This window comes from Gordonia malaquae NBRC 108250, assembly GCF_000344135.1.
Classification (GTDB): domain Bacteria; phylum Actinomycetota; class Actinomycetes; order Mycobacteriales; family Mycobacteriaceae; genus Gordonia; species Gordonia malaquae.
On sequence record NZ_BAOP01000021.1, the window covers coordinates 1 to 12,268 of the forward strand.

Annotated in this window: 10 protein-coding genes; all 10 read right to left on the minus strand. The window is 66.9% G+C overall.

Features of this window, described 5'->3' with window-relative positions; translation table 11 throughout:
- Nucleotides 1-204: 204 nt before the first annotated feature.
- Nucleotides 205-1,476 carry a tyrosine--tRNA ligase gene (tyrS, locus tag GM1_RS14315; RefSeq protein ID WP_157436033.1) on the minus strand — a complete coding sequence of 424 codons (1,272 nt, stop codon included), beginning with the start codon at nucleotides 1,474-1,476 and terminating at the stop codon, nucleotides 205-207.
- 5 nt (nucleotides 1,477-1,481) lie between these two features.
- A complete protein-coding gene (locus GM1_RS14320) occupies nucleotides 1,482-1,703 on the minus strand; it encodes a Trm112 family protein (protein WP_008379918.1) in 222 nt (73 codons plus the stop codon).
- Nucleotides 1,704-1,714: 11 nt separating this feature from the next.
- Nucleotides 1,715-4,711 (minus strand): AMP-binding protein, encoded by a 2,997-nt coding sequence (locus tag GM1_RS14325; RefSeq protein ID WP_008379920.1) that lies wholly within the window; start codon nucleotides 4,709-4,711, stop codon nucleotides 1,715-1,717.
- A gap of 148 nt (nucleotides 4,712-4,859) precedes the next feature.
- Nucleotides 4,860-6,311 carry an argininosuccinate lyase gene (gene argH / locus GM1_RS14330; protein ID WP_008379922.1) on the minus strand — a complete coding sequence of 484 codons (1,452 nt, stop codon included), beginning with the start codon at nucleotides 6,309-6,311 and terminating at the stop codon, nucleotides 4,860-4,862.
- 64 nt (nucleotides 6,312-6,375) lie between these two features.
- Nucleotides 6,376-6,876 (minus strand): arginine repressor, encoded by a 501-nt coding sequence (locus GM1_RS14335; RefSeq protein ID WP_008379924.1) that lies wholly within the window; start codon nucleotides 6,874-6,876, stop codon nucleotides 6,376-6,378.
- On the minus strand, nucleotides 6,873-7,796 hold the full coding sequence (gene argF / locus GM1_RS14340) for an ornithine carbamoyltransferase (RefSeq protein WP_008379926.1): 924 nt from the start codon (nucleotides 7,794-7,796) through the stop codon (nucleotides 6,873-6,875). The genes GM1_RS14335 and argF overlap by 4 nt, the downstream gene beginning before the upstream one ends.
- A complete protein-coding gene (locus tag GM1_RS14345; RefSeq protein WP_008379928.1) occupies nucleotides 7,796-8,986 on the minus strand; it encodes an acetylornithine transaminase in 1,191 nt (396 codons plus the stop codon). The genes argF and GM1_RS14345 overlap by 1 nt, the downstream gene beginning before the upstream one ends.
- Nucleotides 8,983-9,879, minus strand: a complete 897-nt coding sequence (gene argB / locus GM1_RS14350) for an acetylglutamate kinase (protein ID WP_008379930.1) — start codon at nucleotides 9,877-9,879, stop codon at nucleotides 8,983-8,985. The genes GM1_RS14345 and argB overlap by 4 nt, the downstream gene beginning before the upstream one ends.
- Entirely contained in the window at nucleotides 9,876-11,120 is a 1,245-nt protein-coding gene (argJ, locus tag GM1_RS14355) for a bifunctional glutamate N-acetyltransferase/amino-acid acetyltransferase ArgJ (RefSeq protein WP_085950673.1), read from the minus strand. Before argJ ends, argB begins: the two co-directional genes overlap by 4 nt.
- A 32-nt stretch (nucleotides 11,121-11,152) precedes the next feature.
- Nucleotides 11,153-12,190, minus strand: a complete 1,038-nt coding sequence (gene argC, locus GM1_RS14360) for an N-acetyl-gamma-glutamyl-phosphate reductase (protein ID WP_008379934.1) — start codon at nucleotides 12,188-12,190, stop codon at nucleotides 11,153-11,155.
- Nucleotides 12,191-12,268 lie beyond the last annotated feature (78 nt).

Sequence of the window (12,268 nt, forward strand, 5' to 3'; positions counted from 1 at the left end):
CCTATCAGGCTGGTTTCCGCTCTGCAACCTCGTCTGTGCTCCGTTTCCGGATTGCAGTTGATCTGGTTGGTTGAGCGGTTTTCAACTGTACCCTCCCCGATCTCGGTCTTGCAACCGGCCGGGGTGGAGTTGATGTCTGCACGGTGTCGCGCTGACTTCGAATAAGTTACACAGCTGTCGCGGTGAGGACAAACCCGCAGGTCATCACCCGATACGCGCGCCGGCGAAGGTCTTCTTCCCTCGACGGAGCACCAGCCAGCGGCCGTGGAGCAGGTCGTCGACCCCGGGAGTCCAGTCTGCGTCGGTGATCTTGACGTTGTTCACGTAGGCGCCGCCTTCGTCGATCGCACGACGTGCCGCCTTGTTGCCGTCGGCCAGCCCGGACTCGACGAGCAGATTGACGATCGTCGGCGTCGCGCCTGTGTCGAACTCGGCGACGCCGGTCTCCGACAGCGCTGCGGCGAGGGTGCCTTCGTCAAGACCGTCGAGCTCTCCCCTGCCAAACAGCGCCTGGCTGGCGAGTTCTGCGGCAGCGGTCATGTCGGCGCCGTGAATGAGCGTGGTGAGTTCGGCGGCGAGTCGCTTCTGTGCGAGTCGAAGGAACGGCTTCTCCGCGGTGGCCTGCTCGAGTTCGGCGATCTCCTCACGCGAGAGGAAGGTGAACCACTTGAGGTAGCCGACGACATCGGCGTCGGCGGTGTTCACGAAGTACTGGTACCACGCGTACGGGCTTGTCAGCTCGGGGTCGAGCCAGACGCTTCCACCACCAGTCGATTTGCCGAACTTCTTGCCGTCGGCTGACGTCACCAGCGGGACGGTCAGCGCGTGGGCGGATGCTCCGTCGACCTTGCGGATGAGGTCGACGCCGCCGACGATGTTGCCCCACTGATCAGAACCGCCGATCTGGAGGCTCGCCCCGTAGCGGCGGTGAAGCTGGAGGTAGTCGTGCGACTGCAGGAGGAGGTAGCTGAACTCCGTGTAGCTGATGCCGTCCGATTCGAGCCTGCGCTTGACCGTCTCTCGGGCGAGCATGACATTCACCGAGAAGTGCTTTCCGACATCCCGGAGGAACTCGATGGTGCTGAGCCCTCCCGTCCAATCCATGTTGTTCACCAACACTGCACCGGTAGCGGAGTCGTTGATGTCCACGAACCGTTCGAGCTGGCCGACGATCTTCTCGGCCCACCCTGCGACAGTGTCGGTCGAGTTCATCGACCGCTCGCCGACGTCCCTGGGGTCACCGATCAGCCCGGTGGCGCCACCGGAGAGGACGATGGGACGGTGCCCGGCGAGTTGGAAGCGTCGAAGCGTCAACAGCGGGACGAGGTGTCCTGCGTGGAGGCTCGACGCTGTCGGATCGAAGCCGGCGTAGAGCGAGATCGGACCGGAGTCGAGCGATTCGCGGAGCGCGTCGCGGTCGGTGGTCTGACCGATCAGTCCACGCCATTCGAGTTCGTAGAGGATGTTCTCGGTCACTCGGCTCACTGTCCGTTCTTCGTCATGAGGGCGCGGTGCTCGTCGTCGGAGACTGCGCGTGCGTCGTCGATCAGCATGTTCGGGATGCCCAGCTCGTCGATCCCGTAGGCCACCTGCAGCCGCGGGTTGTACAGCTCATCCCCCGCGTTGATCAGTTCACCGAGATCCTGCGGGCAGACGAGCCGGTCGCGGACGACCGGGTCGAGACGTTCAGCGCGTGTGCTCATGAGTCCTCAGGCTACTCGGCCACGTCGACGACGCCGTCGACCGTCTCGTCCTGCACGGTGGGCCAGGCCCAATCGATGGTCTTGGCCACGCTCGCGGTGTAACGGCGGTAACGGCCTTCCGAATCCCGGTACCAGACCTTCGGTCCGGGCTTCGGGACACCACGGGCGACGAGCCCCGTGGCGATCGGACGGAACGACTCCGACACCGGGATCGAGTCGGTGACCCAGATGATGTCCGGGCGATCGGCGGCCTCCAGTTCGCCGAGCCCGACTCGGAGCATGGTCGGCGTGAGCGACGGCCCGTCCGCACGCAGACTGATCGCGGCCACCGCGAGCTGGGCGCCGGCGTGGCGGACGCCGTAGACGGCGACCTGCTCGACCACGGGCAGCTCCGACAGTGCATTCTGAATCGGTGCGGGATACACGACCCCGCGGGCGGTCCGGATCACTCCCTGGGCCGAGCCCATGTACCAGAGGTCGCCGTCGGCGTCGGCGCGGAACAGGCTGCCGGACACCTCCCAGCGGTCGTGGGAGCGGAACACGTCACGGAGGACGAGTCCGGCGGCGTCGAACTTCTGCGCGGCATGCGAGACGAGCATCCCGACCTCACCCGGGTTGGCCTCGCGGATAAAACCGCTGTCTCGATCGACTGCCAACTGGTCGGTGTCGGTGTCGTAGGCCGCGATCCGCACGTTGTTGGTCTCGGGCAGCGAACGGCCCATGGCGCCGATCTTGTTTCCGTCGACGTTGGCGAGGATCGCCGAGCCGTCGGCGGTGGCGAAGAACTCCAGGACCTTGGCCTTCGGAAGGGCCTCTCGGATCTCGGTCCAGAGTCCGGACGTGAGGCCCGAACCCATGAAGAGTCGGACAGTCGCGAGTTGGGCAGCGTCGAAATCGTCCCGGCGAATGATCTCGGCGAGCATCGACCACGTGTAGGACACGACTGTGACGCCGTAGTGGCGCACTTCGAAGGCGAAGCGCTCGGGGTCGACACCGTTGGAGAGCGCGATGCGCGAGCGTCCGGCGACCGTGGCACCGAGTGTCGTGAGCAGACCTGATGCGTGGTGCAGCGGCGGGAGGCAGTACACGGTGTCCCGGTTCGAGAGGCCTGCCGCGGCCGCCGCGCCGAACGCCGACATGGCGAAGCGGTGATTGGTGATCGACCAACGCGAGATACGGCCGTTGATCTTGGTGAAGAGGATGAACGCGAGGTCGCCCGCGAGGCCGGGGTCGCGTCGGTACCAGACCGGCATTCGCACCTTGTCCGGATCGATCTGCTCCATGTCGACGATCGAGACACCGTCGGCTCGGTCGATGACACGTTGATCACCGCCGCCGAGCACCAGGACCCTGTCGCTGACCGCGGTCGCCACGTCGAGGTGGTTCGGGTCGGTGAGGATCACGTTGGTGTCGGCCAAGGTCAACATCTCGGGGAGGTCGTCGCCAGACGACACGATCACCGCGACAGCGCCGAGACGCGACAGCGCGGCGACGACGACGAGCGCGGACGGACGAGTGTCCATCAACACGCCGACGTGTTCACCTGGGCGGATGCCGCATTCGATGAGACCGGCGACCACGTTGTCGATACGCGTGTTGACCTGGTCGTGCGTGAGGACGCGGTTCTCGAAGAGGAACAGTTCGTCGTTGGGGGTCCGTTTCTCGTTCTCGCTCATGAGTTTGGCGAGCGAGATCCGCGTGGACGGCTGGATCTGGCCGAGCCGGAACAAGCGTGGAACCGTCCGCACCGATTCGGATGCGACGGCGACGGTCGTCCGCTGGATGGAGGAGACCGCCTCGATGAGTTCTTTGGAGACAGCCGTGCCGGCACCTGCGACCTGCCCGACTCCGTAGGTGAGTCGATTCGCCCAGCTGATTCCGCTGCCGCTGGTGACCGACGCATCCATCTCGTGTGCGGCTTCGGGTCGGGGCCCCTTGGCGTCACGCCACAGGATCCACTCCGCAGTGGTCGGCCACGACATGCGGCCTGCGGTCGAGCCGACGACAAGTCCGAAGTGGCCCGCGGGAATCGTCGATTCGAAGACGTCGGCCTCGGGCGCCGCTCGCCGGATGCCGCGGACGGCCACCGGTTGGCCGATGTCGTCGGTCTCGCCGACGAAGGCGAGAACGGGACAGGTGATGTCGCTCATCGACACGACGTCGCCGTCGATGACGAACCCGCCGGACATCATCCGGTTGTGGACCACGAACTGTCGCATAAGTTCGGCGACCGCGGGGCCGGACCATGCCACCCACCCCTCCTGCTCGATGAAACGACGCTGGTCCTCGCGTGGGAGGAGCGCATCACGGTCGTGGAGCCTGCGGAGGAAGTCGATACGACTCTTGGCCGTCTTGACCGGATCGGCGAGCTGGAATCCGGTACGCGCCAACCAGCTCGGAACCCAGATGTTGGAGAAGACCCGGTCGCCGAGGAACTCGACACCCGGCACGACGAGGTTCGCCGGCAGACCGAGGGGCATGGCGGCAGTGATGTCGACGGGACTGCCATAGGTGACCAGACTCGCCAATCCTTCGGCGCGCCGGTAGGCGGCGGTCTGATAGGCGAACATGCCGCCCTGCGAGTATCCGCCCAGGTGCACGTCTCGGCCGACGATGCCGCGTACGAGGTCGATCGCACGACTGATCGCCATCACATGGTCGGTGAGAGTGCGTTCCATGCCGCCCTCTTCGTGATCCGGCGATCCGAAGTCGATGACCCACGGAATGATTCCGTGGCGATGCAGCACGGAGACGGCCCCGTTGTTCTCGGTGACGTCGTAGACGTTCGCCGAGACCATCATCGGCGGGATGAGGATGATGTGCGACGCGCCGTCACCGGCGTCGTCCGGGAAGTACCTCCGCAGGCGGAACATCTTCTCGGTCTCGACGACTCGGAAGGGCGCGGGCTGTGTTCCGGTCTCCAAACCGCCGAGGCGGATGACCTCCAGCCCGTTCTGCGCGGTCGCGACGATCCGGCCGACAGCGGCCCCTACCTTGGGCAGTCCCACAGCGGTCCCTCTCTCCGCCGCGGCATCGGTCGTCACCGCTGATGCGGGTCCGCGACGCGCATCACCTTACCCGTTGCGCGCGGTAGCAGACACGTCGTGCCGACCCAATGCACAAAACTGTCAGAGACGTTCGTCTCACCGGCTGCGCTCAGGACGACAGCAGCCGTGCCCTGAGCTCTGCGATCGTCGCCGTTGCAACGTCGATCTGGCGTTCCACCTGCGACGATGACGTTCCGCCCAGCGCATTGCGCGACTCGATGGACCCCGCCACCGTCAGGACTTCATGGACGTCGTGGGTGAGGGCCGGATTGATCGATGCGAGGGTCTCGTCGTCGAGGTCGGCGAGGCCGACTCCGCGAGACTCTGCCTCGCGAACACACGCCCCGGCGACCTCGTGTGCCACACGGAACGGAACGCCCTGGCGCACAAGCCATTCTGCGATGTCTGTCGCAAGGGTGAAGCCGGCGGGCGCAAGCTCGGCCATCCGCTCCGGGTGGAACGTGAGCGTCGCGACCAGTCCGGTCATGGCGGGCAGGAGCAGTTCGAGCTGGGCGACCGAGTCAAACACCGGCTCCTTGTCCTCCTGGAGGTCTCGGTTGTACGCGAGCGGCTGGGCCTTGAGCGTCGCGAGGAGCCCCGTGAGGTTGCCGATGATCCGGCCGGCTTTGCCGCGCGCGAGTTCGGCGACGTCGGGGTTCTTCTTCTGCGGCATGATCGAGCTTCCCGTCGACCAGGCGTCGGCGAGCGTCACATACCCGAACTCCGGTGTGCTCCACAGGATCACGTCTTCCCCGAGGCGCGAGAGGTCGACGGCGGCCATCGCGAAGACGAATGCCGCTTCGGCCGCGAAATCGCGCGAAGACGTCGCGTCGATCGAATTGTCGGCAGCGCTGTCGAAACCGAGGTCGGCGGCGATCGCGGCCGGGTCGAGTCCAAGCGACGACCCGGCCAGCGCGCCCGATCCGTAGGGCGAGACGGCGACACGACGGTCCGCGTCGGCCAGCCGAGCCACATCGCGGAGCAACGGCTGGGCGTGCGCCATCAGGGTGTGCCCGAGGAGCACGGGCTGTGCCGCCTGGAGATGCGTCTTGCCGGGCATCACAACCCCGGGGTTCGCCGCGGCCTGGGCGACGAGTGCTTCCGCGACATCGAGCAGCCCGGTCCCGACCCGGCGCATCCCATCACGCAGCCACATGCGGAACAGCGTCGCCACCTGGTCGTTGCGGGAGCGTCCGGCGCGCAGGCGGCCGCCCAGTTCGGTGCCGACTCGTTCGATGAGACCGCGTTCGAGCGCTCCGTGGACGTCTTCGTCCGACTCCGCCGGGCCGAACGTGCCGTCGGCGACGTCGGCGGCGAGCCGATCGAGCCCCTCCTGCATCGCGACCAGGTCGTCATCGGTCAGCAGACCGGCGCGGTTGAGCACCCGAGCGTGCGCCTTCGACGCGGCGACGTCGTACGGAGCAAGAGCCCAGTCGAAGTGCGTCGACTTGCTCAGTGCGGCCATCGCCGCAGCAGGGCCGTCGGCGAAGCGACCACCCCACAGTGCGCCTTCGTTGGTGCCCTCTTTGCGCGGAGTGGTTGCGTCGGTGCTGTCGGCCATGGGTGTCTCAAGCTCCTTGAGGAAGTCGTTGGTCGGGATCAATTGTGCACGGAGAGTCTGTTCCTCAGACGAGGGACTCGATCTGTTGGGCGAGATCGGAGCCGGACAGCGGTCGACGTGCCAGGACGAAGACGGTGTCGTCGCCTGCGATGGTGCCGACCACCCCTGGCAGTCGGGCGCGGTCGAGCGCGCTGGCTAGGTAGCCGGCGGCGCCGGGCGGTGTCCGGAGGACCGCCATGTCGCCGGACGAGTCCGTCGACACGAGCAGTTCGGCGAGCAGCCTCGACACCCTGTCGGTGCCGCCGGACACACCTCGGACGGGCGTCCCGTCCTCGGGCACCACGTACACGCCCGCTCCCCCGTCTGCGGCGCGGAGTTTCACCGCGCCGAGCTCGTCGAGGTCACGGGACAGTGTCGCTTGCGTCGCGTCGACACCTTCGCCCGCCAGACGCTGCTGAAGCTCCGCCTGACTGCGCACGGATTCGGCCGCGAGGATCTCCACGATGCGCGCATGACGTCCCGCGCGCGTCGCGGCCAGGCGTCCAGACTCCGAAGGGTCGGTCATCGGTTGTCCAACAGCCAGGCGAGCAGCGCCTTCTGCGCGTGCAGACGATTCTCCGCCTCGTCGAACACCACGCTGTGCGGGCCGTCGATCACATCGTCGGTGATCTCCTCGCCGCGGTGCGCGGGCAGACAATGCAGCACGATCACGTCGTCGGCGGCGAGTCCGACCAGGTCTGTGTTGATCTGGTAGGGCCGGAACGGTCCCACCCGGTCGAGGCCATCCGCCTCCTGGCCCATCGACACCCACGTATCGGTGACGAGCACGTCGGCTCCCGCCGCAGCGGCCTGCGGATCGTCGATGACCGAGACACTGCCTCCGGTCTCCCTCGCCTGCCGCTGAGCGGTCGCGACCATGTCGGGATCGGGACGGAAGCCGTCCGGCCCGCTCACCCGGACATGCATGCCCGCCATCGCACAGCCGATCATCAGCGAGTTCGCCATGTTGTTGGCGGCGTCGCCGAGGTAGGTCAACGTGAGGCCGCGGGCGCGTCCCTTGTGTTCGATGATCGTCTGCAGATCGGCGAGGACCTGACACGGGTGGAAGGCATCGCTGAGCGCGTTGACAACCGGGACCGAGGCGAACTCGGCGAGCCCGTCGAGACGGTCCTGGCCGAATGTGCGCCACACGACGGCGTCGACGAAGCGCGACAGGACCCTGCCGGTGTCGGCGAGCGATTCGTCGCGGCCCATCTGAGTCGACGTACCGTCGACGACGACTGCGTGGCCACCGAGCTGCGTGATCCCGACCTCGAAAGAGAAGCGGGTACGCGTCGAGTTCTTGTCGAAGATGACGCCGACGCACTTGGGCCCGGCCAACGGTCGGTGACCGAGCGGATCTGCCTTCATCCTCGCGGCGAGAGCGAGCACTTGTGCCTGCTCGTCCGGGGTCAGGTCGTCGTCCCGAAGGAAATGCCTCGTCATCACTGATTCTCCGATTCCGCCACCAGCGCGGCGTCGAGGATCGCGGGCAGGTCGGCGACGAACGCGTCGGCCTGCTCGTCGCTCAGGATGAGCGGCGGAGCGAGCCGCAGAACGTTCGGCGCGGGTGCGTTCAGGAGGTAACCCGCTTCCCTCGCCGCGAGATCGACACGACCCGACAGAGGTTCACTGAGCACGACGCCGAGCAGGAGCCCGTCGCCGCGGACGTGATCGACAAGAGGGTGACCGAGACCCTCGATGCTCGACGCGAGACTCTTCCCGAGCGAGTCGACACGGCTGCAGAGGTCGTTGGCGTCGATGTGGTCGAGCACGGCGAGCGCCGCCGCGGCGCACGCCGGGTTGCCGCCGAACGTCGTGCCGTGATGGCCTGGCCCGAACAAGTCGGCGGCCGGGCCCGTAGCGATGCAGGCTCCGATCGGCATTCCGCCGCCGAGCCCTTTGGCGAGCGTCATCACGTCGGGGACGATGCCCACACGCTGGTGTGCAAAGTATGCGCCGGTCCGGGCGATCCCCGTCTGGACCTCGTCGAGCATCAACAGGGCACCGTGCCGCGAGGTGATCTCACGCGCTGCGGCGAGATACCCCTCCGGTGGGACGACGACACCGTTCTCGCCTTGGATCGGCTCCAAGATCACCGCGGCCGTCTTCTCCGACACAGCGGCCTCGAGTGCCGCGACGTCGCCGTAGGGAACGAAGTCGACGCCTCCGGGCATCGGCTCGAACGGCGCCCGCTTGGCCGGTTGCCCGGTCATGGCGAGCGCACCCATCGTCCTGCCGTGGAACCCGCCTTCGGCGGCGATGATCTGCGGACGCCCGGTGCGCCGCGCGAGTTTGAAGGCGGCTTCGTTCGCCTCCGTCCCCGAGTTGCACAGGAACACCCGGCCGTCGTGGCCGAAGGCTCCGAGCAGCCGCTCGGCGAGATCGATCACCGGCGGTGCGATGTACAGGTTCGACACGTGACTGAGCGTCGACAGCTGAGCGGTGACGGCGTCGACGATCGCGGGGTGCGCGTGCCCGAGCGCGTTCACCGCGATGCCGCCGAGCAGGTCGAGATACTCCTTGCCGTCGGCGTCGTAGACGACGGCGCCCTCGCCGCGGACCAACGCGACCGGAGGTGTGCCGTAGTTGTTCATCAGCGATGCGTTCCACCGCTGCTGCAACGGTGCGGTCATGATTCGACCCCTTCTCCAAGGTCCGCGACGACCGACGTTCCTGCCGTCGACGCGGTGAGCAATGCGGCCAGCACCGCGTGCGGTTCCCGGCCGTCGATGACGTGAGCTGCGCCGATACCCGATTCGACGGCCCGCAGGCACGCCTCCATCTTCGGGACCATGCCGGCGTCGAGCCTCGGCAGCAAGGCCGCGACCTGCGAGACGCTGATAGTCGAGACGAGCGACGACCGATCGGGCCAGTCGGTGTACAGACCCTCGACATCGGTGAGCATCACGAGGTGTTCAGCTTGCAGAGCCGCAGCGATCGCCCCCGCAGCGGTGTCCGCGTTGATGTTGTGCACCACGCCGTCGGCATCGGGCGCGATCGTGGAGATCACCGGGATGCGACCCGCGGCGATCAGGTCGTCGACGGCAGACGTGTCGACCGCGGTGATGTCGCCGACGAGGCCGATGTCGGTGGGCTCACCGTCGACCATCACGGAACGACGCGACGCCGTGAACAGGTGGGCGTCCTCGCCGGTGATTCCCACCGCATACGGGCCGTGCCGATTGATCAGGCCGACGAGTTCACGTCCGACCTGCCCGAACAGCACCATGCGGGCCACGTCCATCACCTCGGGGGTCGTGACGCGGAAACCGCCCCGGAACTCGCCGTCGAGGCCGAGTCGGGCGAGCATCGCGGAGATCTGCGGACCTCCGCCGTGCACCACGATCGGATGGATGCCGCAGGCCCGCAAGAGGACCATGTCGGCGGCGAAAGCCGCCTTCAGCTCGTCGTCGACCATCGCGTTTCCGCCGTACTTGACCACAACCCGCTTGCCGTGGAGGGCTTGCAGTGCGGGCAGTGATTCGGCGATGATCCCGGCTTTCGCCAGCGGCGTGAGGTCGGTCATGACGAGTACGCCGAATTCTCTTCGACGTACGCATGCGACAGATCCGTTGTCCGGATCGTCGCGGCGCCGTCACCGAGTTTCAGATCGGCCACGACGTGGATGCGATCGCCCGACAGATCGACATCGCGGGCGCCCGGAACACCGGTGCCGTTCTCACACACCATCGACCCGTTGAACGAGACGGCGATGGCGTCGGGGTCGATGATCACCGGGGTCACCCCGATCGCAGCTAGCACACGCCCCCAGTTCGGATCGGAGCCGAACAACGCAGTCTTCACCAGCGAGTCCCGCGCGACCGACCGTGCGACGACAAGCGCGTCGGCGTCGGTCTTCGCACCGGTCACGGTGATCTCAACCCGCTTGGTGACACCCTCCGCGTCGTTCTGCAGCTGTGCGGCGAGGTCGTCGCAGACGGCGAACACCGCTGCGTCGAGCTCGTCCTGCGACACCTCGATGGCGCTGGCGCCCGACGACAGAAGCAGCACGGTGTCGTTGGTCGACATGGCGCCATCGATGTCGAGCCGGTCGAAGGTGCGTTCGGTCGCGTGCCGGAGCGCGACGTCGAGCTGCTCCGGCGTCACCTTCGCGTCCGTCGTCAGAACGATCAGCATCGTCGCCAGCGACGGAGCGAGCATGCCCGCACCCTTCGCCATCCCGCCGACATTCCAGCCACCGGGATGATGCAGGGCGACCTGCTTGGGGATGGTGTCGGTGGTCATGATCGCGTACGCCGCATCGGTCCCGCCTTCGATGCCGCCGCCCATCTCGTGCACGATCTCGGTGACGCCCGCCAGGACCTTGTCCATCGGCAGCCGATCACCGATCAGGCCCGTCGAACAGACCGCGATCTCACCGGCACCCGTCTCCGTGCCCCAGTTCGACAGTGCTGCGGCGAGCGCCTCCGCCGTCGCATGAGTGTCCTGGAAACCACCCGGACCGGTGCACGCGTTGGCGCCACCCGAGTTCAGGATCACCGCGCGCAGACGCTGAGCCTTGAGCACCTGCTGCGACCAGCGAACCGGAGCCGCCTTGACCTGATTGGCCGTGAACACGCCCGCCGCGTCGTACTCGGGCCCCTCATTGAAGACAAGGGCGAGGTCGGCGTTGCCGTTGACCTTGATGCCCGCTTTGATGCCCGCAGCCCGGAAGCCCAGAGGCGCGGTCACACCCTGGCGACGAACCATGCGACCCCCTGACACCTCGTCGGTGAACTCCACCGGCGTCATCGGCGGATTGGTCATGGATCCGGTCACTGTCTCTTCAGCTCCTGTCGTCACGGTGCGACTCCTACGGTGGTCAGACCCTCTGCTTCGCCGAATCCGACGGCGAGGTTCATCGATTGGACGGCTGCGCCGCCGGTGCCCTTGGTCAAGTTGTCCACCACACCGATCGCAGTGAACGTACCGGTGCGGTCGTCGACGGCGATGCCGATCTGCACTGCATTCGAACCGATCACCGAGCTCGTCTCCGGGAACTCGCCCTCTCCGAGCACGAACACGAACGGCTCATCGGCGTATGCGGCCTCATACACGGCTCGGAGTTCGGCCTCGGTGGCGGCGGTTCGGGCCGTGCAGGTCGCAAGAATGCCACGCGACGTCGGCACCAGGACCGGAGTGAACGAGACGTCGACCGGTGCGTTCGCCGCCGACGACAGTGCCTGAGTGATCTCGGGAGTGTGCCGGTGAGCACCGCCGACACCGTAGGCACGGACCGATCCGATCACTTCTGACGCCAACAGATTCGCCTTCGGCGCCCGACCGGCGCCCGACGTGCCGGACATCGCCACAACACTGACCCGAGTGTCGACGAGACCCGACGCCACTGCGGGCAGCAACGACAGGATCGAGACAGTCGGATAGCAACCGGGAACGGCGATTCGCGTCGCACCGGTCAACGTCTCACGGTTGCCCGGCAGTTCCGGCATCCCGTACGGCCAGGTTCCGGCGTGCGTGCCGCCGTAATACTGCGTCCACTCGGAAGCGTCCTTGAGCCGGAAATCCGCACCGCAGTCGACGATGAGAGTCGACGGAGGCAGAGCGTCGGCGATGACCGCCGACTGTCCGTGCGGGAGGCCGAGGAAGACCACGTCGTGGCCCGCGAGGATCTCCGGGGTGGTCTCTTCCAGGATCCGATCCGCCAGCGGCAGCAGGTGCTTGTGGTGCTCACCCAGCCGTGTCCCGGCGTTCCCACCGGCGGTCAGCGAACCGATCTCGAGCTCGCCGGTCGCGAGGCGCGGGTGTCCGCACAGCAGTCGGAGGATCTCGCCACCCGCGTATCCACTCGCTCCGGCGACGGCAACCTTGATAGTCATGCGATCATTATGCATTATCGCGTAAATAGATGCACTCCCCTTTCGAGACGGCGACCCTCAGTGCAGACGAGCTGCGCG

Bases quoted from the DNA above. Each gene is read 5' to 3' on its own strand.
- argC (WP_008379934.1), bottom strand. From the start codon at position 12,190: ATGACTATCAAGGTTGCCGTCGCCGGAGCGAGTGGATACGCGGGTGGC.
- argH (WP_008379922.1), bottom strand. From the start codon at position 6,311: ATGGCCGACAGCACCGACGCAACCACTCCGCGCAAAGAGGGCACCAAC.
- argB (WP_008379930.1), bottom strand. From the start codon at position 9,879: ATGACCGACCTCACGCCGCTGGCGAAAGCCGGGATCATCGCCGAATCA.
- GM1_RS14345 (WP_008379928.1), bottom strand. From the start codon at position 8,986: ATGACCGCACCGTTGCAGCAGCGGTGGAACGCATCGCTGATGAACAAC.
- argF (WP_008379926.1), bottom strand. From the start codon at position 7,796: ATGACGAGGCATTTCCTTCGGGACGACGACCTGACCCCGGACGAGCAG.
- argJ (WP_085950673.1), bottom strand. From the start codon at position 11,120: ATGACCAATCCGCCGATGACGCCGGTGGAGTTCACCGACGAGGTGTCA.
- GM1_RS14320 (WP_008379918.1), bottom strand. From the start codon at position 1,703: ATGAGCACACGCGCTGAACGTCTCGACCCGGTCGTCCGCGACCGGCTC.
- GM1_RS14335 (WP_008379924.1), bottom strand. From the start codon at position 6,876: ATGACCGACCCTTCGGAGTCTGGACGCCTGGCCGCGACGCGCGCGGGA.